This is a genomic window from Roseomonas aeriglobus (genome assembly GCA_016937575.1).
Lineage (GTDB): Bacteria > Pseudomonadota > Alphaproteobacteria > Sphingomonadales > Sphingomonadaceae > Sphingomonas > Sphingomonas aerigloba.
Window position 1 is genome coordinate 2702326 of the sequence record JAFHKN010000002.1, and the last position, 26735, is coordinate 2729060.

General features: G+C 67.8%; 22 protein-coding genes. 11 read left to right on the plus strand and 11 right to left on the minus strand.

Annotated features, from left to right (window positions below; all coding sequences use genetic code 11):
- Nucleotides 1-124 precede the first annotated feature (124 nt).
- The 5 genes from pheS (at nucleotide 125) to JW805_13410 (ending at nucleotide 7082) form a co-directional block, all read left to right on the plus strand.
- Nucleotides 125-1273: a phenylalanine--tRNA ligase subunit alpha gene (gene pheS, locus JW805_13390; protein ID MBN2973012.1), complete on the plus strand. Its 1149-nt coding sequence runs from the start codon at nucleotides 125-127 to the stop codon at nucleotides 1271-1273.
- Complete coding sequence (locus JW805_13395) at nucleotides 1270-3759, plus strand: phenylalanine--tRNA ligase subunit beta (protein MBN2973013.1); 2490 nt, start codon at nucleotides 1270-1272, stop codon at nucleotides 3757-3759. Before pheS ends, JW805_13395 begins: the two co-directional genes overlap by 4 nt.
- A gap of 123 nt (nucleotides 3760-3882) precedes the next feature.
- Entirely contained in the window at nucleotides 3883-4617 is a 735-nt protein-coding gene (locus JW805_13400; protein ID MBN2973014.1) for an SDR family NAD(P)-dependent oxidoreductase, read from the plus strand.
- Nucleotides 4617-5486 (plus strand): aldose 1-epimerase family protein, encoded by an 870-nt coding sequence (locus JW805_13405; protein MBN2973015.1) that lies wholly within the window; start codon nucleotides 4617-4619, stop codon nucleotides 5484-5486. The genes JW805_13400 and JW805_13405 overlap by 1 nt, the downstream gene beginning before the upstream one ends.
- Before the next feature lie 105 nt (nucleotides 5487-5591).
- Entirely contained in the window at nucleotides 5592-7082 is a 1491-nt protein-coding gene (locus tag JW805_13410) for a GTP-binding protein (protein MBN2973016.1), read from the plus strand.
- A gap of 26 nt (nucleotides 7083-7108) precedes the next feature.
- On the opposite strand, the gene JW805_13415 is transcribed toward JW805_13410, so the two are convergent.
- Together JW805_13415 and JW805_13420 are read right to left on the minus strand one after the other, a co-directional pair.
- Nucleotides 7109-8380 (minus strand): MFS transporter, encoded by a 1272-nt coding sequence (locus JW805_13415; GenBank protein MBN2973017.1) that lies wholly within the window; start codon nucleotides 8378-8380, stop codon nucleotides 7109-7111.
- A 177-nt stretch (nucleotides 8381-8557) separates the two neighbouring features.
- On the minus strand, nucleotides 8558-10891 hold the full coding sequence (locus JW805_13420; GenBank protein MBN2973018.1) for a TonB-dependent receptor: 2334 nt from the start codon (nucleotides 10889-10891) through the stop codon (nucleotides 8558-8560).
- A gap of 122 nt (nucleotides 10892-11013) precedes the next feature.
- Here JW805_13420 and JW805_13425 point away from each other — a divergent pair, with 122 nt between their 5' ends.
- Nucleotides 11014-11661 carry a TetR/AcrR family transcriptional regulator gene (locus JW805_13425; protein MBN2973019.1) on the plus strand — a complete coding sequence of 216 codons (648 nt, stop codon included), beginning with the start codon at nucleotides 11014-11016 and terminating at the stop codon, nucleotides 11659-11661.
- Between the two features lie 116 nt (nucleotides 11662-11777).
- Here the strand turns inward: JW805_13425 and JW805_13430 are convergent, their stop codons facing one another.
- Complete coding sequence (locus tag JW805_13430) at nucleotides 11778-12893, minus strand: metallophosphoesterase (GenBank protein ID MBN2973020.1); 1116 nt, start codon at nucleotides 12891-12893, stop codon at nucleotides 11778-11780.
- 255 nt (nucleotides 12894-13148) lie between these two features.
- Here JW805_13430 and JW805_13435 point away from each other — a divergent pair, with 255 nt between their 5' ends.
- From JW805_13435 to JW805_13445, 3 genes are read left to right on the plus strand one after another with little or no spacing between them, the layout of a single operon-like run.
- Nucleotides 13149-14198, plus strand: coding sequence for an NAD(P)-dependent alcohol dehydrogenase (locus tag JW805_13435; protein ID MBN2973021.1), 1050 nt, complete (start codon nucleotides 13149-13151; stop codon nucleotides 14196-14198).
- 43 nt (nucleotides 14199-14241) lie between these two features.
- Nucleotides 14242-15078 (plus strand): 3'-5' exonuclease, encoded by an 837-nt coding sequence (locus tag JW805_13440; protein ID MBN2973022.1) that lies wholly within the window; start codon nucleotides 14242-14244, stop codon nucleotides 15076-15078.
- Nucleotides 15075-15647, plus strand: a complete 573-nt coding sequence (locus JW805_13445) for a hemerythrin domain-containing protein (GenBank protein MBN2973023.1) — start codon at nucleotides 15075-15077, stop codon at nucleotides 15645-15647. Before JW805_13440 ends, JW805_13445 begins: the two co-directional genes overlap by 4 nt.
- 50 nt (nucleotides 15648-15697) lie before the next feature.
- Here the strand turns inward: JW805_13445 and JW805_13450 are convergent, their stop codons facing one another.
- The gene (locus JW805_13450) at nucleotides 15698-18226 is read right to left on the minus strand and encodes an ABC transporter permease (protein ID MBN2973024.1); all 2529 of its coding nucleotides are present in this window, start codon (nucleotides 18224-18226) and stop codon (nucleotides 15698-15700) included.
- Nucleotides 18226-18966, minus strand: coding sequence for an ABC transporter ATP-binding protein (locus tag JW805_13455; protein MBN2973025.1), 741 nt, complete (start codon nucleotides 18964-18966; stop codon nucleotides 18226-18228). The genes JW805_13450 and JW805_13455 overlap by 1 nt, the downstream gene beginning before the upstream one ends.
- An 11-nt stretch (nucleotides 18967-18977) precedes the next feature.
- Between JW805_13455 and JW805_13460 the strand changes: the two genes are divergently transcribed.
- On the plus strand, nucleotides 18978-19649 hold the full coding sequence (locus tag JW805_13460) for an arylesterase (GenBank protein ID MBN2973026.1): 672 nt from the start codon (nucleotides 18978-18980) through the stop codon (nucleotides 19647-19649).
- A gap of 105 nt (nucleotides 19650-19754) precedes the next feature.
- On the opposite strand, the gene JW805_13465 is transcribed toward JW805_13460, so the two are convergent.
- Complete coding sequence (locus tag JW805_13465; protein ID MBN2973027.1) at nucleotides 19755-21023, minus strand: amidohydrolase family protein; 1269 nt, start codon at nucleotides 21021-21023, stop codon at nucleotides 19755-19757.
- Nucleotides 21024-21051: 28 nt separating this feature from the next.
- On the opposite strand from JW805_13465, the gene JW805_13470 reads away from it, so the two are divergent.
- Nucleotides 21052-23241, plus strand: coding sequence for a penicillin acylase family protein (locus JW805_13470; GenBank protein ID MBN2973028.1), 2190 nt, complete (start codon nucleotides 21052-21054; stop codon nucleotides 23239-23241).
- 34 nt (nucleotides 23242-23275) lie between these two features.
- On the opposite strand, the gene JW805_13475 is transcribed toward JW805_13470, so the two are convergent.
- The 5 genes from JW805_13475 to JW805_13495 all read right to left on the minus strand — a co-directional run bounded on the left by JW805_13475 (nucleotide 23276) and on the right by JW805_13495 (nucleotide 26663).
- Complete coding sequence (locus JW805_13475) at nucleotides 23276-23770, minus strand: DUF427 domain-containing protein (protein MBN2973029.1); 495 nt, start codon at nucleotides 23768-23770, stop codon at nucleotides 23276-23278.
- Nucleotides 23771-23775: 5 nt separating this feature from the next.
- Complete coding sequence (locus tag JW805_13480) at nucleotides 23776-24024, minus strand: glutaredoxin 3 (protein MBN2973030.1); 249 nt, start codon at nucleotides 24022-24024, stop codon at nucleotides 23776-23778.
- 108 nt (nucleotides 24025-24132) lie between these two features.
- On the minus strand, nucleotides 24133-24972 hold the full coding sequence (locus tag JW805_13485; GenBank protein MBN2973031.1) for an MBL fold metallo-hydrolase: 840 nt from the start codon (nucleotides 24970-24972) through the stop codon (nucleotides 24133-24135).
- Nucleotides 24962-25525: a hypothetical protein gene (locus tag JW805_13490; GenBank protein ID MBN2973032.1), complete on the minus strand. Its 564-nt coding sequence runs from the start codon at nucleotides 25523-25525 to the stop codon at nucleotides 24962-24964. Before JW805_13490 ends, JW805_13485 begins: the two co-directional genes overlap by 11 nt.
- The gene (locus tag JW805_13495) at nucleotides 25518-26663 is read right to left on the minus strand and encodes a glutathione-dependent formaldehyde dehydrogenase (protein MBN2973033.1); all 1146 of its coding nucleotides are present in this window, start codon (nucleotides 26661-26663) and stop codon (nucleotides 25518-25520) included. Before JW805_13495 ends, JW805_13490 begins: the two co-directional genes overlap by 8 nt.
- Nucleotides 26664-26735: the final 72 nt, after the last annotated feature.

Sequence of the window (26735 nt, forward strand, 5' to 3'; positions counted from 1 at the left end):
CAATCCCGAATGGGTTGACCTCGCCATCGGCTTGGGGTTCGAGCCTCTCGCAAGTTCAGCGACCATTGATCCCCGCCTCCGCGGGGATGACAACCCGCCTCCGCGGGGATGACAGGATAGCAATGTGACCACCGACCTCGACCAACTCCGCACCGATCTGCTCGCCAGCATCGATGCCGCCGGTAGCCTCGATGCGCTCGACGCCGTGCGTGTCCATGCGCTGGGCAAGCAGGGCGCCGTGACCGGCCTGCTCAAGACGCTGGGCGGCATGACCCCGGAGGGGCGCCAGGCGACTGGCCCGCGCATCCATAGCTTGCGCGAAGCGGTGACCGAGGCGATCGCCACGCGCAAGGCTACAATGGAGCGTGACGCGCTCGACGCGCGGCTGGCGGGCGAGACGCTCGACATGACGCTGCCGGTCGATCTGCCGACCACGGGCGGAGTGCACCCGGTCAGCCAGGTGATGGACGAACTGGCGGAGATCTTCGCCGACCTCGGCTTCGCCGTCGCGACCGGGCCGGAGATCGAGGACGACTGGCATAATTTCAGCGCGCTCAACATTCCGGAAACCCACCCGGCGCGCGCGATGCACGATACCTTCTATTGCGAGGGACCGAGCACGGACCGCGACGGGCAAAGCCCGTCGTCGGACGGCGAGCTTGGCTCGCCGCCGGCCGCGCTCGGTGCCTCGCGGATGGTGCTCCGCACGCACACGTCGCCGGTGCAGATCCGCGCGATGAAGGCTGCGGGCGGGACGAAGCCTGTGCGCATCATCGCGCCGGGCCGCACCTATCGTTCGGACTCTGACGCCACCCACACGCCCATGTTCCACCAGGTCGAAGGCCTCGTCATCGACAAGGGCATCACCATGGGCCACCTGAAGTGGACGCTCGAGACGTTCCTGAAGGCGTTCTTCGAGCGCGACGACATCGTCCTGCGCCTGCGCCCCAGCTATTTTCCCTTCACCGAGCCTTCGGCGGAGGTCGACGTCGGCTTTTCGATCCAGAACGGCAAGCGCGTGATCGGCGGCGCGGAAGGGTGGATGGAAGTGCTGGGCAGCGGCATGGTCCACCGCAAGGTGATCGCGGCCGGCGGATACGACCCCGACGAATGGCAGGGCTTCGCTTTCGGCTGCGGGATCGATCGTCTCGCGATGCTCAAATATGGGATGGATGACTTGCGCGCGTTCTTCGACGGCGATCTGCGCTGGCTGAAGCATTACGGCTTCGCCGCCCTCGACGTGCCCACGCTGTCGGGAGGAGTCGGCGCATGAAGTTCACCCTGAGCTGGCTCAAAGAGCATCTCGACACGACGGCCACCACCGACGAGGTCGCCGACGCGCTGACCCGCGTGGGCCTGGAGGTCGAGGGCGTCGAGAACCCCGGCGCGGCGCTATCGGCGTTCCGCGTCGCCAAGGTGCTGTCGGCCGAGCGTCACCCCCAGGCCGACAAGCTGCAGGTGCTGTCGGTCGATGCCGGCGACGGGCCGATGCAGGTCGTCTGCGGCGCGCCGAACGCGCGTGCAGGGCTGGTCGGCGTGTTCGGACCGCCGGGAGCCTATGTGCCGGGCGCCGACATCACGCTGAAGGTCGCCGCCATCCGGGGCGTCGAATCGAGCGGCATGATGTGCTCCGCGCGCGAGCTGCAGATCGGCGAGGGACATGAGGGCATCATCGAGCTGCCGGCCGATGCGCCGGTCGGCACGCCCTTCCCCGATTATGCGGGTCTCGACGATCCCGTCTTCGACATCAGCGTCACGCCGAACCGCCAGGATTGTATGGGCGTCCGCGGGATCGCGCGCGATCTGGCGGCGGCGGGATTGGGCACGCTGAAGCCGCTGGCGGAAGTGTATGCGTGCCACCTTTCCGCCGTCACCCCCGCGAAGGCGGGGGTAAATTCGCTGAGCGCTGTCGAAGGCGCCGAGGGTTCAGCCACAATTGATCCCCGCCTCCGCGGGGATGACGGAATTGAGGATGTGCCCGGCGAAGGCCCTGGCCCGGCCGTCCGCACCGACGATCCCGAAGGCTGCCCCGCCTTCTACGGTCAGGAAGTCCGCGGCGTGACCAATAGCGCGTCGCCCGACTGGATGCAGGCGCGGCTGAAGGCGGTTGGGCAGAAGCCGATCTCTGCGCTGGTCGATATCACCAATTATGTGATGATCGACCTCGGCCGCCCGCTGCACGTCTATGACAAGGCGAAGCTCAACGGCGGGCTCGTCGCGCGCAAGGCGATGCCCGGTGAGCAGGTGCTGGCGCTGAACGGCAAGACGTACACGCTGAGCGAAGGCATGACCGTCATCGCCGACGGTGCCCAAGTCCACGACATCGGTGGCATCATGGGCGGCGAGGATTCGGGCGTCAGCGAGACGACGACCGACGTCGTCATCGAATGCGCCTACTTCACGCCCGAAGCGATCGCGCGGACGGGGCAGAAGCTGCAACTGACGAGCGACGCGCGCCAGCGGTTCGAGCGCGGGGTCGACCCGGCGTTCCTCGACGCCGGCCTCGCCATCGCGACGCGGCTGGTGCTCGACATCTGCGGCGGCACGCCGAGCGGCATCACCCGCGCCGGCACGCCGCCGACCGAGCCGAGGACCCTCAGCTACGACCCGACGCTCGTCGAGCGGCTGGGCGGGCTGACCGTGGCCGAGGAGCGTCAGAAGGCGATCCTGGAGAGCCTGGGCTTCGCGGTCGCCGGCGACTGGACGGTCACCGTTCCGACCTGGCGGCGCGACGTCGATGGCGCCGAAGACCTGGTCGAGGAAGTCGTCCGCATCGAAGGACTCGACAAGGTGCCCTCGACCCCGCTGCCGCGCGTCCCTGGCGTCGCCACGCCGACCGCAACGCCGATCCAGTTGCTGGAGCGCAAGGTTCGCCGCACCGCCGCCGCGCGTGGGCTGTCGGAAGCGGTGACGTGGAGCTTCATCAGCGAGGCGGAAGCCGCGGCGTTCGGCGGCGGCGCGTGGACGCTCGCCAACCCGATCAGCGAGGACATGAAGGTCATGCGCCCCTCGCTGCTGCCGGGGCTCCTGGCGGCGGCCGAGCGCAACACGAAGCGGGGTGCCACCAGCATTCGCCTGTTCGAGCTCGGCCGCCGCTATCTGGCCGATGGTGAGCGTCTGACGCTTGGCGTTGTCCTCGCCGGCGATGCCCGCCCGCGTGGCTGGGCGAATGGCAAGGCCAAGGGCTTCGACGCGTTCGATGCTAAGGCCGAGGCGCTGGCGCTGCTCGAAGCGGCCGGGGCGCCGGTCGCCAATCTGCAGGTCATGGGTGAGGCAGGTGACACCTGGCATCCGGGCCAGTCGGCGACGCTCAGGCTCGGGCCGAAGACGGTGCTCGCCGCCTTCGGCATGCTCCACCCGCTGACGCTAAAGGCGTTCGACCTGTCGGGTGACGTAGCGGCGGTGGAGATCTACCTCGACGCGATCCCGACCAAGCGCGAGCCCAAGGTCCAGGGGGGCGGCTTCATGCGCCCGGCCTATACGCCGCCGGCGTTGCAGGCGGTGACGCGCGACTTCGCGTTCCTGGTGCCGCCTGAGCTGAAGGCCGGCGACCTCGTCCGCGCAGTGAAGGGCGCGGACAAGGGAACGATCGTCGACGCCCGGCTGTTCGACCGCTTCGTCAAGGACGACCAGACCAGCCTGGCCGTCGAAGTGACGCTGCAACCGGGGGCCAAGAGCTTTACCGACGAGGAATTGAAGGCGATTGCGGACAAGGTCGTCGCCGCGGCGGCGAAATTGGGCGCGACGCTCAGAGGATAAGACGTCGCCCTCACCCTTCCCACCGGCTGCGCCGGCGGGCCCCTTCCCTCTCCCGGCGGGAGAGGGAGGGAGGCGCGGAACGCGCCGGACGGGTGAGGGCGATCTGACAATCGGGAGTAGAAGATGCCAACCGTCCTCATCACCGGCGCAACCTCCGGCATCGGCAAAGCCGCGGTCGAGGCGTTTGCCGATTCCGGCTGGCACGTCGTCGCCACTGGCCGCCGTGCCGATCGGCTGGAGGCGCTGAAGGCGGATAACGTCCATACGCTCGCCTTCGACATCCGCGACGACGCAGCGCGCGATGCGGCGATCGATGGGTTGCAGGGTCCGTTTGCCGAGATCGACCTGCTGATCAACAACGCCGGCCTCGCGCTGGGACTGGAGCCCGCGCAGCAGGCGTCGCTCAGCAACTGGCGGACGATGATCGACACCAACGTCACCGCGCTGGTTGCGATCACGCACAAGCTGCTGCCGGGGCTCGTCCAGCGTAAGGGTGCGATCATCAACCTGTCGTCGGTCGCGGCGACCTACCCCTATCCCGGCGGCAATGTCTATGCCGGCACCAAGGCCTTCGTCCGCCAGTTCAGCCTGGACCTGCGCGCCGACCTGCACGGGACCGGCGTACGTGTGACGTCGATCGAGCCGGGCATGGTCGAGACCGAATTCACCCTGGTCCGTACCGGCAGCCAGGAGGCGTCGGATAAGCTGTACGGCGGCGTGAACCCAATGACGAGCGAGGACATCGCCGACACGCTGCTGTGGGTCGCGACACTGCCGCCGCACCTCAATATCAACACGCTGGAGCTGATGCCGACCAACCAGTCGTGGCAGGGCTTCGCGGTGCATCGGGAGGGGTGATGGCGGACTGGGTCTCCTTCGGGTCCGAGGCTCTCCGCGCCGCGGTCAATTCCTATGGCGCGGAGCTGTCGTCGCTGATCGACGGCGACGGGGCGGAGCTGATGACGAATGCCGACCCGGCGTATTGGACGGGCCGTGCGCCGATCCTGTTCCCGATCGTCGGCGCGGTGGCGGGGGATCGCTATCGGCTGGACGGCAAGGACTATACGCTCGGTAAACATGGCTTTGCACGCCGTTCGACGTTCGAGGTGGTCGGCGTCGACGACGACCGCGCGACCTTCCGGCTGGAGGCGTCCGACGCGACGCGCGAGAGCTATCCGTTCGACTTCGCACTGACGGTCGATTTCCGGATCGAGGCCGCGACTCTGCGAATCACGACGACTCTCTCCAACCCCGGCGACCGCGACCTGCCGGCAAGCTTCGGCTACCATCCCGCCTTCGCGTGGCCGCTGCCTTATGGTGGCGCAAAGACCGACCATCGCATGATCTTCGACGTGGCGGAGCCCGGTGCAATCAGCGAATTGTCGCCCGATGGCCTGATCGCAGGTAAACGCGCGAGTTCGCTCGACGACACTGTCCTGCACCTACGCGACGACCTGTTCGTCGACGATGCGCTGATCTGGTCGCCGGTCGAATCGCGCGGGCTGACCTACGGCGTCGAGGGTCGGCCGGGTCTGCGGATCGATTGGGAGGCGCCTGAACTCGGCATCTGGACCAAGCCCGGCGCTGCCTATATCTGCGTCGAGCCGTGGTGGGGCGAGGCCGACCCGGCGGGCTTCACCGGTGAGATCTGGGACAAGCCCGGCATCCAGCGCCTCGCGCCGGGTGAACAGCGCGAGTTTCGGATGTCGGTGACGCTCACCGCCTGACCCTTTCCCCACACGTCATTCCCGCGTAGGCGGGAATAAATTCATCCTGCCATCGCGCTTCTGCTGATTCAGCCGGAATTTGTGCCCGCCTTCGCGGGCATGACGATGGATAGTGTAGGGCTTTGCATGACCTCCCCCCGCCGCACCTTCGCGATCATCTCGCACCCTGACGCCGGCAAGACGACGCTGACCGAAAAGCTGCTGCTGAAGGGCGGCGCGATCCATCTGGCCGGCGAAGTGAAGGCCCGCGGTGCCGCTCGGCGCGCGCGGTCGGACTGGATGAAGATCGAGCAGCAGCGCGGTATCTCGGTCACCTCGTCGGTGATGACGTTCGAACGCGACGGCATCACCTTCAACCTGCTCGACACGCCGGGCCACGAGGATTTCAGCGAGGATACCTATCGCACGCTGACCGCGGTCGACAGCGCGATCATGGTCATCGACGCGGCGCGCGGGATCGAGGCGCAGACGCGCAAGCTGTTCGAGGTCTGCCGACTGCGATCGGTGCCGATCATCACCTTCATCAACAAGGTCGACCGCGAAGGCCTGTCGCCGTTCGAACTGCTCGACGAGGTCGCCGACAAGCTGGCGCTCGACGTCACGCCGATGATGTGGCCGATCGGCATGGGCGGCACCTATCAGGGCCTGCACGTCATGGGCGGTGCGACCGATGCGCTGCCCGAGGCGGTTCAGGAAGAGGTCGAGCTGGCGCAAGCCGGCTATCCCGAATTCGACGTGGAGGCGTATCGCAACGGCGACCTGACGCCGGTGTTCTTCGGCTCCGCGCTGCGCGAATATGGCGTCGACCAGCTGATCGAGGCGATCGCCCAGTACGCCCCGCCCCCGCACGCCCTGCCCGCCGAACCTGCACCGGTGGCGCCCGAACACCCTGACGTCACCGGCTTCGTGTTCAAGGTCCAGGCCAACATGGACCCCAATCACCGCGACCGCATCGCCTTCATGCGGCTGGTGTCGGGGACGTTCAAGCGCGGGATGAAGCTGACGCCGACCGGCCACGGCAAGCCGATCGCGGTGCATTCGCCGATCCTGTTCTTCGCCCAGCAACGCGAAGTCGCGGACGAGGCGTATCCGGGCGACATCATCGGCATCCCCAACCACGGCACGCTGCGCGTCGGCGACACGCTGGCGGAAAAGCCGGGCGTGCGCTTCACCGGCCTGCCCAACTTCGCGCCCGAAATCCTGCGTCGCGTGGCGCTGAAGGATCCGACCAAGACCAAGCAGCTGCGCAAGGCGCTCGACGACCTCAGCGAAGAGGGCGTGATCCAGGTATTCTATCCCGAGATCGGGTCGAACTGGATCATCGGCGTCGTCGGGCAATTGCAGCTCGACGTACTGCTTTCGCGCCTGGACGCGGAGTACAAGGTCGCCGCGGGGCTTGAGCCCTCCCCCTATGACACCGCCCGCTGGCTCGGCGGCGAAGCGGGCGAGGTGAAGACGTTCATGGACCAGAACAAGGGCGCCATGGCGAAAGACCGCGACGGCAACCCGGTGTTCCTGGCGAAGAGCGCGTGGGAGGTCGGGTATATCGCCGATCGCTATCCGAAGGTGACGTTCGCGGCGACCCGGGAGCGGTGAGCATAGCGGCGCGCCGCCTTACCGTCCTATACCGCGTCCTCCACCCAATCTCGCCGGAGCGGCCTGATTGCCAGCGTCATCAGCAGCGCTGCGATCGCATAGAAAAGAAGGCAGCCGACTGCCGCATAGCGTAGCGAATCGACGCCATAGGTCGATTTGAGCATGTCCGACAGGGTGCCCATCAACAGCGGCCCGACGCCCAGGCCGATCAGGTTGTTGATGAGCAGGAAGCTGCCGGACGCCGTCGCGCGCATGTGTCGCGGCACAAGGTGCTGGACCGCGGTGGTCACCGGGCCGAGCCACAGAATGTTCATCGCGTTCGGGATCAGAAGCAGCGGCCACGCAAGTGCGGGCGATGGGCTGAGCAGCCCGAAAGCGAAGGTTGGCACGGTGATCGCCCAGGCGATCGTCGGCAGCTTCGCATACCAGCCGCGGTCCCCCGCCCCCAGGCGGTCGGCGAACCACCCACCGGCAAAGACCCCCGCCGTCCCGCCGATCAGCAGGATCGAGCCCATGAACTGCCCGGTCGTGATGAGATCGAAACCGAAGCTGCGCATGAGGACCGACGGCGTCCACAAGGCGAGGCCGTAGCCGCACAGCGAGCTGCACCCGGCGGCGACGGCCATCAGCCAGAAGGCGGGCTTGCGCGACAGGATGGTAAAGGTCTGACCTACAGGGGCGCTTGCCGTGGTCGACGGCGCCTTTGGCACGTCCTTCACCACCAGCTTGAAAATCGGCGCCAGGACGATGCCGAGCACACCCATGGTGATGAATGCGGTACGCCAGTCGACCAGCGCCGCGATATAGGCACCGAGCAGCGTTCCGCAGGCGAGCCCGACGGGCACGCCGAGCGAGTAGATGGCGAGCGCGCGTGCGCGCCGTTCGGGTGGGAAATAGTCCGCGATCAGCGCATAGGACGGTGCAACGCCACCGGCCTCGCCCACCCCGACCCCCAGCCGGAAAAGGAACAGCTGCCAATAGCCCGTCGCGATGCCGCACAGTGCGGTAAAGCCGCTCCACACCGCCAGCGATCCGGCGATGACACCGCTGCGGCTCGTCCGATCCGCCAGAAACGCAAGCGGGACGCCCAGCACCGAATACAGGATCGCGAAGGCCAGCCCGCCGACCGCACCAAATTGGGCGTCGGTCAATCCCAGGTCCGCCTTGATCGGCTGCGCCAGGATGCCGAGGATCTGCCGGTCGAGGAAGTTGAAGGTGTAGACCAGCAGCAGCATCGCCAGCACGGTGTTGGCGTAGCGGCGGGTGGGTGGGGCGGCCTGTTCCGCTTGAATGGTCACGCTAACCTCTCCCCCGTTCGTGCCGACCGCGTCGAAGCATCATACTTCGCGTCGTCATATCGGCCCGAGTGTATCGCAGTACGGCGCTTCGACCAGCCCCCATCGACGTATTCCTTCGACGGGATCCGACGCGCGGAGCGCAAACGGGGGGCGGACGATCCTCCGCCCCCCGTCCACTCAATACCGCGCCGTCACCGAGAACAGGATCTGCCGCGGGTTGCCGTAGTAGGCGGTCAGCACGCCTTCGGTGCCCAGCGTCGGGCTGTAGGCGCCGGTCGCAGTGCGGATGAACTCGCCGGTATCCGGATTCTGCGCCAGGAAGTTGTAGCCCGACACGATGTAGCGCTTGTCCGTCAGGTTGCGGCCATGCAGGCCCACCGTCAGGTTGCGGTTGATGTCGTACGTCAGGTTCGCATCCCACAGCGTATAGGCCGGCTGATCGAGCATCGGCGTGCGCAGCTCGAACTGCTGGCTGGCACTGCGATAGCTGACCGTCGTCGACGCGCCGAGCGTGCCGTCGCCCGCCGGCAGCGAGGCGGCGAGCGTACCGCTGGCGGTCCAGTCCGGGGTGTTCTGGATGCGGCGACGATTGGCGACGTCGATGCCGCGGCTGTCGATGAACTGCGTGTATTTCGCATCGAGGTAGCCGCCGGTGCCCGACAGGGTCACGCGGCTGCCGGCGCCCGCGAAATCGCGCGCCAGGGTCGCGTTCACTTCGGCTTCCAGGCCGTTGATCCGTGCGCGGCCGGCGTTGGTCGTCACGCCGATGAAAGTCTGCTGACCGTTGATCGTCGTGCCGATCGAGCCGGGCACCTGCACGTCCTTGTACGCGGCGTGGAAGGCGGCCAGCGCGAAGTTCAGGCGATTGTCGAAGACGCTCGCCTTGTAGCCGACTTCGTAGCTGTCGACGGTTTCGGGGTCGAAGGACAAGAAGTCGTACACCTGCTGGGGCGTGCAGGTTGCGCCGGCCGGGGTCCGGCAGGCGGTCGACTGGCCGCGCGGATCGAACCCGCCGCCCTTGAATCCCTTCGAATAGGACGCGTAGATATTGTGGTCCGGCGTCGGCTTGAAACTGACCGAGGCGCGCGGCGTGAACTTGCTGAACGAGCCATCGCCGCGGAAGTCCGACGTCGTCGCGAACAACGTGCCCGCGCCACCGAAGAACGGCGATCCGCCGCCCAGGAAGGTCTGACGCAGGACCTGCGCCTTGCGGTTGTCCCACGTGTAGCGACCGCCGACCGATACGCTGATCTGCGGGGTGAAATCGTAGGTCGCGTCGCCGAAGATCGCGACGGTATCGGTCTTCACGTCGCCGAAGGTCAGCGCGGTGACGCCGCCGGGCAGGCGCACGTCGAACACGGTCCGCGCCTTGGCGTCGAGGTAGTACAGGCCGGTCAGCAGCGACAGCCCGCCGGTGTTGACCAGCAGTTGCGCTTCCTGGCTGAACTGTTCGTTGTTGTAGAGGCTCGGGACATCGACCTGGACCGCGGGCAACGCATCGAAGTCGATCGGGGTCGCGGTGTCGTCCTTGCGATAGCCGGTGATCGAGCGGAACGTCAGCCAGTTCGCAGGACGCAATTCGGCGAAGAACGATCCGCCGTATGCCTTTACCCGCTGGGTCGGGGTGACCAGCGCGCCGCGGCTGTCATAGACGTCGGCCAGTACCGGCGTACCACTGACGATGCCCGGGATCAGGCGGTGGCCGCCGCGCGGGGCCGACTTGTCGAGCGTGTAATCCCCCGACAGGCGGAAGAACGCGTCCGATGACGGTTCGAACTGCAGCGTACCGCGTGCCGCCCAAATGTCCTTGTTATAGTTTTCGAGACCCGTGGTCAGATTCTCACCGAATCCGTCGCGGGTCAGCCGCGCAACCGCAGCCCCGATCTTGAACCCGCTGTCGCCCAGCGGCACGCTGCCCGACAGCACGCCGTCGATCTGGTTGTACGAGCCATAGGTGCCCTTCGCCATGATCGTCGGGTCGTCGCCCAGCCGGCGCGTGACATATTTCACCGCGCCGCCGATGGTGTTGCGGCCGTAGAGCGTGCCCTGCGGTCCGCGCAGCACTTCGATGCGCTCGACATCATAGATGTCCATGACCGCGGCCTGCGGGCGGTTGAGGTAGACGTCGTCGAGATAGATGCCGACGCCGGCTTCGAAACCACCGACCGGATCCTGCTGGCCGACGCCGCGGATGAAGGCGCTGAGCGTCGAGTTCGTGCCGCGCGACACTTCCAGCGTCACGTTCGGGGTGGTCGCGGCGATGTCGGTGATGTCGATCGCGCCGGCGGCTTCCAGCTGCGCGCCGGTGAAGGCAGTGACCGCGATCGGCACGTCGCGCAGAGTTTCCTCGCGACGGCGCGCGGTGACGATGATGTCGCCGCTGTTCTCGGCGGCTTCGGCTTCAGTCTGCGGCTGCGTGCTATCCTGCGCCATCGCCGGCGTGGCGGCGAGTGCAGCGACGCTGGCGCCGATGGCGAGCGCGGCGCGCAGGGACGTGACGGTGCGGATCATGCATTCCTCCCCTTTTGATGCGCCCCTCGCCCGTTCAATGGGCGGGGTTGCGCATGGTCGACGACCGTCCTACTGAAAGTTGAACCAGGTTTCAACTTGGGATTTTGGGGGAGAATGTCCGGATGGCAGCGCGGCGTGTCCCGGCGGCAACAGCATCGATCGACGCCGGCGTGGCCGCCGGCGAAGGCAAGGCCCCGCGGACCGAACGGGGGCGCCGAACGCAGCAGGCGATCCTCGACGCCGCGGCGCAGGAGTTCGGCGAACGGGGTTTCCACGATGCGTCGATCAGCGACATCACTCGCCGCGCCGGCGTCGCGCTGGGCAGCTTCTACACTTATTTCGATTCGAAGGACGCCGTGTTCCGCGCGCTGGTCGCGCATATGTCAGGGCAGGTCCGCGATCATGTCGCGCCTGGCATTCGCGCGGCGAAGGATGGCATCGACGGCGAACGTGCAGGGCTCGCCGGCTTCCTGGCGTTCGTGCGCGACCACAAGGAAATCTATCGCATCATCGACGAATCCGAATTCGTCGATCCCGACAGCTTCCGCCGCCACTATGCGACCACCGCCGAGCGCATCCGCCAGCGACTGACCGCTGCCGCCGATCGTGGCGAGCTGCGCGCCGACGTGGGCGAAGTTCACGCCTGGGCGATCATGGGGATGAACGTGTTCCTGGGGCTGCGCTACGGCGTGTGGGATGCCGACGTGCCCGCGGAGGATGTGGCGGCGACGGTGGCAGCAATGCTGCGGCGGGGATTGGCAGCGGAGTAGAATACCAACGTCGTCATCCCCGCGGAGGCGGGGATAAGTTCTGGCTGGGCGTCGTGGGTCTCACTGCATTCAGCGATTTTTGATCCCCGCATCCGCGGGGATGACGGCTGTTGGGTTTACCTCCGTCGCAGAGTGATCCGCGTAAGCTCGGACGGCCGCCCCAGTCGCAGCGCGAAGCCTGGCCACAGCGCCGTGCCGTTGTTGACGTACAGCGTCATCCCCCCAACCGCATAACGCCCCGAAACGAACCCTTTGTTCGCCGGAACGACCAGACGGTCGAGGCCGACGATCATCCCGCCATGGGTATGCCCGGACAGTTGCAGCGCGACGCCCGCCGCGGCGGCCCTGCGCGCCTCGCGCGGCTGGTGATCGAGCAGGACGACCGGCACGCCGGCCGGTGCCCCGGCAAGGGCGGCAGCCAGGTCGGGACCCGGCTGGCCGACGCTCGGCGCCGACAGGTCGGTGACACCGGCCAGCACCAGCCGTCCACCGCCCCGCTCCAGCACGTGATGCGCGTTGGGCAACATGACGATGCCCATGCCGGCCAGATGCCGCATCCACGATGCATAATCGAAGAAATATTCGTGATTGCCCGGGATCGCATAGACGCCGTCCGGCGCGCGCAGATCGGCGAGTGGAGCGACGTCGGCGCGTCGCATCGCGACCGATCCGTCGATGAAGTCCCCGGTCACGACGATCAGGTCGGCGCCTGCGGTATTCGTGCGATCGACCAAAGCCCGCGCCCAGCGCTGCGGAAACAGCTTGCTGATATGCAGGTCGGTCAGCTGGATCAGCCGATAGCCATCGAATTGGCTCGGCAGGCCGGGGATCGCGATTTCCACGTCCCTGATCGGCGGCACCCGCAACGCGTTCGCCACCGCGACCGCCGACAACAGCGTCGCGACGCCGCCGATCGCATAGCGCACGCCGTCCGGCACCGCGACGCTCTCGCGCCGCACCAGCGCGGCCCCCAGCGCACCGATGTCGATCAGCAGTTGCAGCGCCGCCAGCAACAGGATCGCCCCGAACGCCCAGTTGAAGGCGATGACGATCGCGCGCGGGAATTCAGGGGCGAAGACGGACCCCGACGACAGCCGGCTCCACAAATGAAATTGCGACGCGCCAAGCAGGAGGAGCAGGACGATCAGCTTGACGGGCAGCGCCAGCGTCAGCGGCCACAGCCAGCGAGCGACGACCAGCACGCAGGGCAACGCGAAGAACAGGTGAAAAATCGCTCCAGCCTTTCGGACTCGCGTGACGCCTGAACGGGCTTGTGCCCTGTTCAGCCTGCGCGGTCGAGGCCGGGCTACTGCGGGCCGGCGGTCCGTCCCTTGTCGCAGGGCACCACACGTCCCAAATGGCGGTCACAACCTTCACCGCCACCGTCCGGCGCACCGGCCCGTCGCCTGTCCTGCCCGTTTCGCCGCGGTAGGAGTCCGGCCGGTCCGGACGCCACCGTCTTTTCGCACATGACCAGAGGATTATTCATGGCCACCCTCGCCTATGGCGCCCCAGCCGCCGATCAGCCCGTCGCGCCGATGACGATCGAGCGGCGCGAACCTCGTGCCGACGACGTGCAGATCGACATCCTCTATTGCGGCGTCTGCCATAGCGATCTCCACCAGGTCCGCTCCGAATGGCAAGGCACGCTCTACCCCTGCGTACCGGGACATGAGATCGTCGGGCGCGTCAGTGCGGTCGGCGACGGAGTGACGAAGTTCGCGGTCGGCGACATCGTCGGCGTCGGCTGCATGGTCGACAGCTGCCAGAGCTGCCCATCGTGCGAGGACGGCCTGGAGCAATATTGCGAGACCGGCTTCGTCGGCACCTACAATGGTCCGACCGAGGACGCACCGGGCCACACGCTCGGCGGCTATTCGCAGCGCATCGTCGTCAAGGACGCGTTCGTGCTGAAAATCGGCCATGACGAACAGGATCTCGCTGCGGTCGCGCCGCTGCTGTGCGCCGGCATCACCACCTATTCGCCACTGCGCCACTGGAACATCGGCCCGGACAAGAAGGTCGGGATCGTCGGCATCGGTGGTCTCGGCCACATGGGCGTGAAGCTGGCGCATGCGATGGGCGCCTATGTCGTCGCCTTCACCACGTCGGAGAGCAAGCGCGCCGACGCGCTGGCGCTGGGTGCGGACGAAGTGATCGTGTCGCGCAACGCCGATGAAATGGCGGCGCACGCGAACAGCTTCGACTTCATCCTGGACACGGTCGCCGCCAGCCACGACCTCGACGCGCTGACGGGCCTGCTCAAGCGCGACGGGACGCTGACGTTGGTCGGCGTACCCGAACATGCCCACCCCTCGCCCAACATCGCCAATCTGATCTTCAAGCGGCGCAGCATTGCCGGCTCGCTGATCGGCGGCATCGCCGAGACGCAGGAGATGCTCGATTTCTGCGCCGAGCACGGCATCACCGCCGATATCGAGATGATCCGCGCCGACGAGATCGAGATGGCATTCGAACGCATGCTGAAGTCGGACGTGAAATATCGCTTCGTCATCGACATCGCATCGATGGGCTAAATCTTGTGCGGAAAGTTGCGGCCGGACATGCTATGTTCCGGCCGTGGCTACCGTTCCTAATGTCGACTTCGTCGTCATCGATGTCGAAACCGCCTGTTCGCGCGTCAGCAGCATCTGCCAGATCGGCATCGTCGGCTTCCGCGACGGGGCGGAAGTGTTCGCATACGAAACGTTGCTCGACCCGTGCGACGAGTTTTCGTCGTTCAACACGCGCATCCACGGCATCACCTGCGATCATGTCGCGGGCAAGCCGACCTTCGCCGACGTCCACGCCGTCGTCAGCGGTCATCTGTCGGGGCGCGTGACGGTCGCGCATTCGCTGTTCGACAAGGGGGCGCTGGCCGCCGCCTGCCGCGCGCATGGCCTGCCCCTGATCGAGGCGACGTGGCTCGACAGCGTGCGCGTCGCCAAGCGCGCTTGGCCGGAGCTGCCCAGCCACCGGCTGAACGTACTCAGCAAGTTCCTGAAGATCCGCCACAAGCACCACGACGCGCTGAGCGACGCGCGCGCGGCCGGGATGGTCGTGGTTCGCGCGTCCGAACACACCGGCGTCGACCTGGCCGGCTGGATGGCGCCGACCAATCCGCGCGGCGGCACCGCGCCGCAGGCCGCACCGGAGGGACCGCTGAAGGGGCACCGCATCGCGTTGCTTGGCTGCGCTCGAAACAGTGCGCTTGCCTATCGCCTGGCGGGCCACGGCGCGCGGATCGTCGCTTCGGTAGGAACGACGTCGACCATGCTCGTCATCAGCAACGCGCAGCCGTTCGGCCGCTTCTTCCACGCGCATGCGACCTACCGACGCGCGGAGGAGCTGCGCGATACGGGCGTCGGCATCGAAATCGTCGCCGAGGATGATCTGCTCGCCCGGATCGGCGCATGACCGATCCGACGCTGGCGCTCGGCGCGCGCAACGGCCTGCCCGCCGATATTGCACTGCTGCGCGCCGCCTTTCCCAAGGACGCCTGGCGCGGCCACGCCAATTTCGGCCAGCTCGCCGATTTCTGGCTGCACGTCCATGCCAGCCTCCGCCAGGAAGGCGCAAACGTCTCGCGGATCGTCGACGCCTTTCGCGCACGTAAGATTGACGCCGCCCGCTTCCAGCAGGGCTTCGTCAGCGGGCTGAACCACTTCCTCCAGCACCTCGACCAGCATCACCGGATTGAGGACCACGCCTATTTCCCGAAGTTCAGACAACTCGACGCGCGACTGGTGATCGGTTTCGACCTGCTGGAGCATGACCATGTGCTGATCCACGAAGGGCTGGTCGCGACGGTCGAACGCGCGCGGGCGTTAATCCAGGCGCTTCCCGGCCCCGACGCCGCGCGCGCGGTCGATGGCTATGCGGTGCAGATGCAGGCGTTCGTCGACCTGCTGCTCGCACATCTGGCAGACGAGGAGGATCTGGTCATCCCCGCCATCCTGCAACATGGCGAACGCGCACTGGGGTGATGACCAATTCGTGCTCCGGTGCAGGCCGGAGCACGGGATGGTTTGGAACTTCAAAGCCGCCGCAGTGCCGTGGCTGGCGACGCCGATAGCACCGGAACCGAACTGGCGAGACCAATTCCCAGCGTCGTCACCGTCCCCACCCCCAGTGTGGCCAGCACCGTCCACCAGTCCGGCGACCAGCGGAAATCGAAGACGCCGGTGATGACGTACCACGCCGCCAGCGTGCCCAGCCCCAGCGCGAGCGCACCGAGGACCAGGGCGAGCAGCGCATATTCGATGGCCTGCGCCGCCAGTATCTGTCGCCGCGTGGCGCCCAGCGTCTTCAGCACCACGCTGTCGTAGATGCGCGCCTGCCGCGCCGCGGCGATCGCGCCGATCAGCACCGCGATGCCGGCAAGGATCGCGACTGATGCGGCAATCAGGATTGCGGTGGTCATTTGGTCGAGGATCGTCGTCACCTGCCCCAGCACCTCGCTGACCGCGATGATCGAGGCCGAGGGGAAGGCGGCGAGCAGCGCGCGCGACACCGGTCCTTCGTGGGCCGGATCGATGTCGATGGTCGAGGTCAGGCTGTGCGGCGCGCTGGCGAGGGTGACGGGCGAGAAGACGAGGACATAGTTGAACCCCATCGTGTCCCAATTGACCTGGCGCAGCGAGGCGATCCGCGCCTCGATCTCGCGCCCCAGGATGCTGACGGTCAGCGTGTCGCCGACGCGCACGCCCAGCACGCGCGCCGCATCGCGGTCGAGCGAAACGAGCGGCGGGCCGGCATAGTCGCGTGGCCACCATTGCCCGGCGACCAGCTCGCTGCCCGGCGGCAGGGTATCGGCATAGGTCACCCCGCGCTCGCCGCGCAGGAACCACGCGCCATCGGGCAACTGCGTCAGGTCCGCGACGCGCTGCTTGCCATAGGCGGTGATCGTGCCGCGCAACGAGGGGACGATGTTGAGCTTTGCCTCCGGGGCCTCCCCACGCACCACCGTGACGAAACGGGCACGATCCTCCGACGGGATATCGAGCACGAACTGGTTCGGCGCACGTTCGGGCACGACGCGGCGGATCTCGCGATTCAAGCTGGTCTGAATGCCCGCCAGCGCGACGAACAGGGTGAGCGCCAGACCCAGCGCGATGACGAGGGCAACGGTCTGCGCCCCAGGCCGGTGGAGGTTGGCAAGCGCCAGCCGGACGAGCGGCCGGCGCGGGCGCGGCAGGCGCGCGGCGATCCGGCGGATGAGCGTGCCGAGCGCGAGCAGGACGAGCAACACCGCCCCGACGGCGCCCAGCACGGCGGCGGCAAACACGGGTTCGCGCGCGGTGGCGAGCGCCAGCGCGACGATCGCCAGCCCCGCCGCGGCGACGCCCGCCAGCGTCCGCCGATCGATCCGCCCATCCTGTTCGACGCCGCTGCGTAGCTGCGCTGCGGCCGGATGGGTCCGCGCCCGGGCGAGCGGCGGCAGGGCGAAGGCAAGGGCGATCAGCACGCCATATGCCGCACTCGTTGCCAGCGGCACCGGAAACAATCCCAGCCCCGGCGCGACGGGCAGCAGGTCGCCGACCAGCGTTACGAAGACGATCGGCAACAGCGCCCCGACGATCAGTCCTGCCGCAACCGCGACCAGCGCCGCCGCGCCGATCTGAAGCAGGTAGATGCGCGCGATATCGCCGGACGCGGCGCCCAAAATCTTCAACGTGGCGATGCTGGCGCGCTTCTGCGCCAGATAGGATGCGACGCCGTTGCTGACCCCGATGCCGGCGATGACCAGCGCCGCGAGGCCGATCAGCGACAGGAATTGCCCCATACGCTCGAAGAAGCGCACCGCCCCCGGCGCCGCACGGTCACGATCCTTATATTCCCAGCCCGCCGCCGGGAACTGCGCCTTCAACCGGTCGATCGCCGCCTTCGGCGCGACGTCGGGGGCCAGGCGGATGCGGTATTTCGTTTCGAACAGCGCGCCGGGCTGAAGCAGGCCGGTGCGCGCCATTCCGTCCAGCGAAACGATCGCGACGGGGCCGAGCGTGAAGCCCTCCCCCACCCGGTCGGGCTCGTCGGCGATGACCCCGGCGACCCGAAAGTCCGCTTCGCCATAGCGCAGCCGGTCGCCGACGCGCAGCAACAGGCGTTCGGCGAGCGGGCGGCCGATCACCACGGCGTCGGGCGCGAGCGGACGATAGCGCCCGGTCGCGAGCGTCAGCGTGCCGTAGAGCGGGTAGCGCGTATCGACGCCCTTCAGTTCGGTCAGGACCGCGTCGGGCGTGCCGGCGCGCGGCACCGTACGCCTGGCCATCGCGCGGGTACGAATGGTGTCGCTGACCGTCCCCAATCGGGCAAGGGCGGCATGTTCGGCCGCCGACGCCTGACGCTGGGTCATTCCGACTTCGACATCGCCGCCCAGCAGCCCGTGCCCGCGCGATGCCAGTTCGGAGGTGATCGACGCGGTCAGGCTGCCGATCGCCGCCAGCGTCGACACGCCCAGGAACAGACAGATGACCAGCAGGCGCAGGCCCCGGAAGCCCGCATGCAGGTCGCGACGCGCGATCTGCCAGCAGCGGCGCCAGTCGAGGCGGGCGTCGGTCGCCATTACGAGCCCGCGCAGTCCGCGACGATCAGCCCGTCGCGCATCGTCAGGACCCGGTCGCAACGGTCGGCGAGCGATGGGTCGTGGGTGATGATGACGAGCGTCGCGCCGGCCGCGCGGCGACGCTCGAACAACAGATCGACGATCGTTCCGCTGGTCGCGCCGTCCAGATTGCCGGTCGGTTCATCGGCGAACAGGATCTTCGGCCCACCCGCGACCGCGCGTGCGATCGCGACGCGCTGCTGCTCGCCGCCGGACAATTGCACCGGATAATGGGTCAGCCGATGGCCAAGCCCGACCGCCTCCAGTTCGGCCGCAGCGCGCGCGAAGGGGTCATCGACCCCGGCCAGCTCCAGCGGCACTGCGACGTTTTCCAGCGCAGTCATCGTCGGCAGCAGGTGGAACGCCTGGAGCACGATCCCGACGCGGCCGCGTCGCGCTCTGGCAAGTCCGTCCTCGTCGAGGTCGGCATAGGCGACGCCCGCCACCTCCACCGTACCGCCGCTCGCGCGCTCCAGTCCGGACAGGATCGCCATCAGCGACGACTTGCCCGACCCCGATGGCCCCAGGATCGCGACGCTGCTGCCGGCGGCGATGTCCAGGTCGATTCCCTTGAGAATCGTCGTCGGCGCCGCCCGCGTGCCGAGCGTCAGGGTGACATTGCGTGCGCGGATTGCGATATCCGTGCCCAGATCCTTCGACATGTGTGGAGACGACGTCCTTGTCCAACCGGCTTGCCCCATATGCGGGCGCGATGCTGCTCCTCCAAGGGCTGGCGGCGTGCTCGCCTGAGAATGCCGCGCAAAACGCTCCCGACGCGGTGTCCCCCACGCCCGCCGCAAATGCCAGCGCCCCTGTTGCCGACGGCAAGCTGGTCGTGGCGTTCGGCGACAGCCTGTACGCCGGGTACGGCGTGCTGCCGCAGCAGAGCTTTCCGGCCCGACTCGAGCAGGCGTTGAAGGATCGCGGCATCGCTGCCACCGTGCGCAACGCCGGCGTGTCGGGCGACACCACTGCGGCCGGGCGTCGACGGTTGGCCTTCAGCCTCGACGGTCTGCCGCGCAAGCCCGACCTGGTGATGGTCAATCTGGGCGGCAACGACATGCTGCGCGGCATCGATCCGGCCGAAACCCGCGCGAACCTGACCGCGATCTGCGAGGAACTGAAGCGCCGCGGCATCCCCATCTTCCTGACCGGCATGATCGCCGCGCCCAATATGGGACCCGAGTACTCGCGGGCCTTCAACGCGATCTACGGCGAGCTGGCCAAGCGCTACGACGCCGGCCTCTATCCCTTCTTCCTCGACGGCGTCGTGACCGACCGGCAGTTGATGCTGCCCGACCGCATCCATCCCAATCCCAAGGGCATCGATGCAATCGTCGCGCGCGTCGCACCGCAGATCGCGAATACCCTCCAGCCGACGTAAGACCCCGCCCCCAGGGGCTTCGGCGAAGGCCGGGGCCGTGGCCTTCGCTCCTGTCGGTCGACACCGCTTCGGCCCTTGGGGGCCCGCTTAATCCGACGGCATCCCTCAGGGCGCGACGACCGCGCCGTTCTTCACGACCAGCCGCACGCGTCGCAGCGCCTGCAGGTCGGCGGTCGGGTCGCCGGCGACCGCGACCAGGTCGGCGGTCATCCCCGGCTTCACCGCGCCCAGCCGGTCGCCCTGGCGCATCCAGCGGGCATTGGCGGAGGTCGCCGCGATCAGCACTTGACCGGGCGTCATGCCGGCAGCGGCCATCAGCTCCATCTCCCGCGCGTTGGTGCCATGGGCATAGACGCCGACGTCGCCACCCATGCAGATCGGCACCCCGGCAGCGCGCGCCAGCCGCAGGCTTTCGCGGCTCTGGCGCACCGCGGTCGGCGCCGGTTCCGTTCCCGTCCAACCGCGATAGCGTGCACTCGCATCGGCCGCCGCCAGCGTCGGACACAGCGCAATCCCCTTCGCCGCCATCGCCGCGAAGACGGCCGCCGTACCGCCATAGCCGTGTTCGATCGTATCGACGCCCGCCGCGATCGCCCGGCGCATACCCTCAGGGGTCGATGCGTGGACGGCAACCGGACGGCCTGCATCATGCGCAGCAGCGACCGCGGCCTGCATCTCCTCCAGGCTCAGAGTGGCCCGCGCCGCCTCGCCGGGGCGCCAGCGATAATCGGCATAGAGCTTCACCCAATCCGCACCGGCCGCGATCTGCCGGCGCACCGCAGCGACCATCTGGTCGGTACCGGAGACTTCTTCGGCACCTTGCGGGATGTCCACGCCGGGCTCGAACCCTTTGGGGCCATAAGCACCCAGCGCGACGATCGCGCGGGTCGCGACGCTCAGCCGCGGCCCTTCGACCACGCCCTGGTCGATCGCCGCCTTCAGCCCGACATCGGCATAGCCGGCGCCTTCGGTGCCGAGATCGCGCAGGCTGGTGAACCCGGCACGCAGTGTCGCGCGGGCATGGGCAACGGCGCGCGCGGTGCGCAGCGCCAGCGATTCGTGCAGCACCTGATCATCCCAGCTTGCCTCGTTATACGGGTGCAGGAACAGGTGGCCGTGGCCCTCGATCATGCCGGGCATGAGCGTGTCGCCGGCCAGGTCGATGACGCGCGCATCTGCCGGCGCTGGCAGATCGGGGCCGACCGCGACGATGCGATCGCCGCGCACCAGCACCTGCCAGCCCTCGTGCAGCGTGCCATCGACGCCGTCGAACACCGCGGTGGGGCGCAGCAACAGCGCGGATGGCGCGGCCTGCGGTGCCGCCGCCCCGCCGAGCGTCAGCGCGGCTACTATCATCAACCAGCGCTTGGCCATCGTCCGCTCCTCGTTCTAGGCTGAGGCCATGGATAAGCTCCTCAGGCGTATGCGCAATCCGGTGATCCTCCTGTCCGCGCTGGCGATCGCCGCTGCGGCGCCCGACCCGGACATGACGCGGTGGCAGGCGCAGGCCGCGCGGGTGACGATCACCCGTGACGACTGGGGCATCCCGCATGTCCACGGGCACAGCGATGCCGATGCGGTGTTCGGGATGATCTATGCCCAGGCGGAGGATGACTTCCCGCGGATCGAGGCCAATTACCTGACCGCACTCGGGCGGACAGCGGAGGCCGAGGGCGAAGAGGCGATATGGGCCGACCTGCGCCAGCGCCTGTTCGTCGATCCGTCGGAGCTGAAGGCGCACTATGCCGCCAGTCCCGCGTGGCTGCGCACGTTGATGGACGCATGGGCGGACGGGCTGAACTTCTATCTGGCGACGCACCCGGCGGTCAGACCCAAGGTGCTGACCCGCTTCGAACCGTGGATGGCGCTGAGCTTCACCGAAGGCAGCATCGGCGGCGATATCGAAAAGATCTCGCTGGCCGATCTGAAGAGCTTCTACGGCCGCCCGACCCCGCCCAGCCCGGAAGAGCGTGGCGCGGTGCCGCGCGAGCCATCCGGGTCGAACGGGATCGCCATCGCGCCCAAGCTGACGCGCGCCGGGCGCGCGCTGCTGCTGATCAACCCCCACACCAGTTTCTATTTCCGATCGGAAGCGCAGGTAACCAGCACGGCCGGACTGAACGTGTATGGCGCGAGCACCTGGGGCCAATTCTTCGTCTATCAGGGTTTCAACGCCCACGCCGGGTGGATGCACACGACCTCGACCGTCGACAATGTCGACCAGTTCGCCGAACGCGTCAGCCGGCGCGGCGCGGGTTGGGTGTACCGGTACGGCGCCGAGACCCGCCCGGTGATCGAGCGCGTCGTCACGCTGCGCTATCGTCGGGCCGATGGCAGTCTCGCCGAGCGGCGCTTTCCGACGTGGCGGACGCATCACGGGCCGATCACCGCGGCGATGGATGGCCGGTGGATCGCAACCGCGCTGATGTGGCGGCCGATCCCGGCGCTCGAACAGAGCTGGCTGCGGACCAAGGCGACCGACCTGGCGAGCTTCATGACGGTTGCCGAGCGCAAGGCGAATTCGTCGAACGACACGCTGTTCGCCGATAGCAGGGGCGAGATCGCCTTCCTGATGCCGCAGTTCATGCCGCTGCGCGACGACCGCTTCGATTATACCCGCCCCGTCGATGGCAGCGATCCGGCGACCGACTGGCGCGGGCTGCACACGCTCAAAAGCCTGCCCAACGTCGCCAATCCGCGCGTCGGATGGGTCCACAATACCAACGACTGGCCGTGGAGCGCGGCCGGGCCCGACAGTCCGAAGGCGGCCGATTACCCACGCTACATGGACCAGGTCGGCGCCAATGCGCGCGGCGAGCATGCCGACCTGCTACTGACGGGAAAGCGCGGCTGGACGCCCGAGCGGCTGCGCGATGCGGCATACGACCCGTATCTGCCGGCGTTCGCGCGGCTCGTGCCGGGACTGGTGTCCGCGTGGCGCGCGCTTCCGGCCGGCCACGGTCGTCGCGACGCGCTCGCCGAGCCGATCGCGACGCTCGCACGCTGGGATCATCGCTGGGGCTATGATTCGGTCGCGACGAGCCTGGCGGTTTTCTGGGGTGACGAACTTTGGCGCACGTACGGCAGCGTCGCCCAGTCGGAGCGCCTGAGCGTGCCCGACTATATCGCGACACGGGTGGCCGGTGATGCGAAGCTTGATGCCCTCGCCAGGGCGGTCGACCGGCTGGCGCGCGATTTCGGCAACTGGCGGACACCGTGGCGCGATATCAACCGGTTCCAGCGTCTGGACGCCGCGATCAAACCGCATTTCGACGATACGCAGCCGTCGACGCCGGTGCCCTTCACCTCGGCGCAGTGGGGCAGCCTCGCCTCCTTCGGCGCGAAGACGTGGCCAGGGACGAAGCGCTATTACGGCACCAGCGGGAACAGCTTCGTCGCGGTGGTGGAATTCGGCCCGCGGGTGAAGGCGAGCGCGGTAATGGCCGGCGGCCAGAGCGGCGATCCCGCCTCGCCGCACTTTCGCGACCAGATCGATCGCTACGCGACCGGCCGACTGCGTCCGGTCTATTTCTATCCCGACGAGCTCGCCGGGCATGTCGAGCGGGTCTATCGACCGGCGGCGGCGCGCTGACCGTCAAACGACGCAGCGGGGAGACGATCGCCCGTCACCAGCCCATGCTGCCCGGCACGCCCTTGAACGGCCCGGCAAGATCGGACGTGATCCAGCCGCCGTAGAAGCCACCGGGTTGCGGGACCACCTGTTCGCCATCGACCGTGCATCGATCGAATGGACCGGCGTAGAAGGCGATATGGTCCCGCAGGACGGCGAAGGCCGGTGTCGGGTCCGGATAGCTCCACCCGACATCGCGCAGCAGCTGGTCGCCGATCGACACATGCCAGTAGATCGCCTCACCCTTCCATTCGCAGAAGGATCGACGGTCGGACGGCTGCAGCAGGCCGGCCGCAATCGCGTCCGGCGGCAGATACCAGCTCGGCGGATGGCTGGTCTCCAGCGTGCGGATCGCCGCACGCGTGTCCGCGACCACGACACCGCGATGCTCGATGCGGATATGCCGATTGCTGGGGTCGGCGATCGCGGGGCGGGGATAGCGCCACACGCTTTCCTGGCCCGGCCCGACCGGGTCCGGCGCCGGCCGCATCGGTCTTATCCGCGCTCCAGATAGCGGGCCAGATCGTCGCTGCCGCCGATCCGTTCGCCGTCGATGAAGACCTGCGGCGTGGTGGCGACGCCCTGGTCCTGCTTGAAGGCCTCGACCTCGTCACGCGATCGGAGGATCTTGTCGTCGACGGTGAAGCCCGCATCCTCCAGCATCTGCTTGGCGCGCACGCCGAAGGGGCAGGTGTGATCGGGCAGGACCATTCGGTAGAGCGTCGCCGTCGTGTCGTTCGCCATCTGGCACCTCCGCGGGCGTCAATGCCCAGGCGGCTAAAGCGACTCAGGCGGCGCGACGTTCCAGACAGAGGGATCGCATGCTTTCGGTGGCCGTCCCGCCCCCGCCGATCATCGGGTGAATTCGGCAAACTCCTGCGCATCGTGCGCGCAGAAGATCCGCACCTGCGCATCCGTATCGGCGGCAAGCGCGCGCAGCCGCGCCTGATTGTCCAGCCGCGCGCGGCGGTCGACCTCCATCATCCGTTGATAGCCGCGCATGCCTGGCGGGCAGCGGCGCTGTGCGTGCCGGATCTCGTCGCGGTGGAAATAGGCATCGGCGGCGTGGAGCAGCCAGCCATCGCCGGACCGGACCGCGACTCCGCTATGCCCCCAGGTATGGCCCGACAGCGGCACCAACAGAAGTTCGGGCGGCAGGCCGTCGAGCTGGCGGACGGCGTCGAAGCCGAACCACGGTTCCCCCCCGCCCATCGGGTAGAGCCGCCACGCATCGGCCTCGTCCCATTGCTGCGGGCGATAGCGCCGCGTGCCGACGAAGGCGCCGCCCTCGCCGCGGTCCGCGACTTCCTTCTCCCGCGCAGTGAGATGCACGATCGCGTTCGGAAAATCCTCGATCCCGCCAGCGTGGTCGAAATCGAGATGACTGATGACGATGTGCCGGACGTCCGCCGGATCGAAGCCGCGGGCGCGGACCTGCGCGATCGCCGTTTCCTCCGGCCGCAGCTGAATGTTGTTCAGGTTGCGAAAGACGCGCGCGAGCCGGCGGTCGGGCTGCGCGACGTCGCGCGTGCCGAAACCGGTGTCGACCAGTACCAGCCCGGCGTCGGTTTCGATCAGCAGGCAGTGGCAGACGATATGCCCGCGCAACACCCCGGTGCTGGTGCCGTCGAACAGCCGCCCGCCCCAGGGGCAGCTCGTCCCGCAATTGAGATGATGAATCCTAAGCGACATTATCGCTGGCGCCCTCGCCCCGCCCGCGCCGCGTCGCGATCAGCCCGACCGCCAGCGCCGCGATCCCGGCAGTCACCACCGTCTTCTTGGCAAGACCCCGTTTGTTGAACGCGATCTGGGCGCGAATGCCGGTTTCCGCCGGGATGTTGGGAATGCGCGCCTGCGCCAGATCCTCGACCACGCCCTCGACCACGTTGACGCGGTCCGCGCCGAGCAGCAGCAGCCAGTGAAGCCAATTGGATTCGCTCCAGCGAAATGCAGCCCGGCGCATCATGCCGCTCACCCCGCTCGGCGGGCTGGAGGTTCCGACCACCGCGGGCCGGCGGACATGCTCGATCGACTGGAGGATCTCGACGTCAGGCATCTGACCGGCCGGGCGGTCCCAGTCGCGGGTCAGCCCGACATCGCGCGACTGGTCACGCATCGGATAGGTCGGATCATTGTCGCGGTCGGCATCGACGCCCCATCCCGGGATCGTCGCGGGGTCGACCAGATGCGGGCTGCGCGTCTTGGCGAGCGCCACTGCGGCGCGCGGGGTGGTATCGTCAGCCATGGGGCACCAGCACGGGTTTGATGCAGCCATCGAGCTTGTCGGCGAACATACGGTAGGCGTCGGCGACCGCGTCGAGCGGCAGCCGGTGCGTGATCATTGCCTTGGGATCGATATGCCCCTTGCGGACATGGTCGATCAGCCGCGGCAGCAGGCGTTTGACCGACGCCTGGTTGGCACGGATCGTGATGCCCTTGTTCACGACGTTGCCGATCGGGACCATGTTCCCGGTCGGGCCGTAGACGCCGACCACCGACACCACGCCGCCCTTCTTCACCGAATTGATCGCCCAGTGGAGCGGGATCGCCGAGCCCGCCTGCAACTTCAGCTTCGATCCGGTCAGCCACTGCAGGAAATTGCCCTTGGCATCGCCTCCGACCGCGTCGATGCAGACGTCGGCCCCCAGCCCGTCGGTCGTCTTCTTCATGAACACGACGACGTCGTCGACTTCCTTGAAATTATAGACCTCGGCCGGGGCGTAGCGCCGAACGAAATCGAGGCGGTAGTCGTGCATGTCGAACACGATCACGCGCCCGGCACCGAACAGCCAGGCGCAGCGCGCGGCCATGATGCCGACCGGCCCCGCACCGAACACCACCACCGTATCCCCCGGCTGGATGCCGGCCATCTCGGCGGCCTGATAGCCGGTGGGAACGACGTCGGTCAGCAGCACGGCGTCGTCCGGATCCATCCAGTCGGGAATCACCATCGGCCCGACATCGGCATAGGGCACGCGGACATATTCGGCCTGGCCACCGTCGTAACCGCCCGCCGTATGGGAATAGCCGAAGATGCCGCCGACCGCGGTCGCCTGCGCGTTCGATTCGTGACAGTTGCCGAACAGGCCCTGCTGGCAGAAGTGGCAGCGGCCGCACGCGATGTTGAAGGGCACCAGCACATGGTCGCCGGGCTTCACCGTTTCGACCGCCGACCCGACCTGTTCGACGATCCCGCAGAACTCATGACCGAAGGTCATGCCAACGCGGGTGTCGGGGACCATCCCGTGATAGAGGTGCAGGTCCGATCCGCAAATGCACGATCGCGTCACCCGGACGACGGCGTCCTGGGGATGTTCGATCCGCGGCATCGGCTTTTGCGACAGCCGGACCCGGTACGGGCCCCGATAATCCATTGCCAGCATGCGCGTTCCTTCCGCGACACCGAACCGCGCGCACTGCCGCCAGTTCCCCTCGGGCAGGAGAAATACCGACGT

What these genes read in the sequence shown, in the direction of transcription:
- JW805_13485 (MBN2973031.1), bottom strand. Translation starts at nt 24,972, where the DNA reads ATGTCGCTTAGGATTCATCATCTCAATTGCGGGACGAGCTGCCCCTGG.
- JW805_13395 (MBN2973013.1), top strand. Translation starts at nt 1,270, where the DNA reads ATGAAGTTCACCCTGAGCTGGCTCAAAGAGCATCTCGACACGACGGCC.
- JW805_13470 (MBN2973028.1), top strand. Translation starts at nt 21,052, where the DNA reads ATGGATAAGCTCCTCAGGCGTATGCGCAATCCGGTGATCCTCCTGTCC.
- JW805_13490 (MBN2973032.1), bottom strand. Translation starts at nt 25,525, where the DNA reads ATGGCTGACGATACCACCCCGCGCGCCGCAGTGGCGCTCGCCAAGACG.
- JW805_13465 (MBN2973027.1), bottom strand. Translation starts at nt 21,023, where the DNA reads ATGGCCAAGCGCTGGTTGATGATAGTAGCCGCGCTGACGCTCGGCGGG.
- JW805_13435 (MBN2973021.1), top strand. Translation starts at nt 13,149, where the DNA reads ATGGCCACCCTCGCCTATGGCGCCCCAGCCGCCGATCAGCCCGTCGCG.
- JW805_13400 (MBN2973014.1), top strand. Translation starts at nt 3,883, where the DNA reads ATGCCAACCGTCCTCATCACCGGCGCAACCTCCGGCATCGGCAAAGCC.
- JW805_13480 (MBN2973030.1), bottom strand. Translation starts at nt 24,024, where the DNA reads ATGGCGAACGACACGACGGCGACGCTCTACCGAATGGTCCTGCCCGAT.
- JW805_13475 (MBN2973029.1), bottom strand. Translation starts at nt 23,770, where the DNA reads ATGCGGCCGGCGCCGGACCCGGTCGGGCCGGGCCAGGAAAGCGTGTGG.
- JW805_13410 (MBN2973016.1), top strand. Translation starts at nt 5,592, where the DNA reads ATGGATAGTGTAGGGCTTTGCATGACCTCCCCCCGCCGCACCTTCGCG.
- JW805_13405 (MBN2973015.1), top strand. Translation starts at nt 4,617, where the DNA reads ATGGCGGACTGGGTCTCCTTCGGGTCCGAGGCTCTCCGCGCCGCGGTC.
- JW805_13425 (MBN2973019.1), top strand. Translation starts at nt 11,014, where the DNA reads ATGGCAGCGCGGCGTGTCCCGGCGGCAACAGCATCGATCGACGCCGGC.
- JW805_13450 (MBN2973024.1), bottom strand. Translation starts at nt 18,226, where the DNA reads ATGGCGACCGACGCCCGCCTCGACTGGCGCCGCTGCTGGCAGATCGCG.
- JW805_13445 (MBN2973023.1), top strand. Translation starts at nt 15,075, where the DNA reads ATGACCGATCCGACGCTGGCGCTCGGCGCGCGCAACGGCCTGCCCGCC.
- JW805_13420 (MBN2973018.1), bottom strand. Translation starts at nt 10,891, where the DNA reads ATGATCCGCACCGTCACGTCCCTGCGCGCCGCGCTCGCCATCGGCGCC.
- JW805_13455 (MBN2973025.1), bottom strand. Translation starts at nt 18,966, where the DNA reads ATGGGGCAAGCCGGTTGGACAAGGACGTCGTCTCCACACATGTCGAAG.
- JW805_13495 (MBN2973033.1), bottom strand. Translation starts at nt 26,663, where the DNA reads ATGCTGGCAATGGATTATCGGGGCCCGTACCGGGTCCGGCTGTCGCAA.
- JW805_13460 (MBN2973026.1), top strand. Translation starts at nt 18,978, where the DNA reads ATGCTGCTCCTCCAAGGGCTGGCGGCGTGCTCGCCTGAGAATGCCGCG.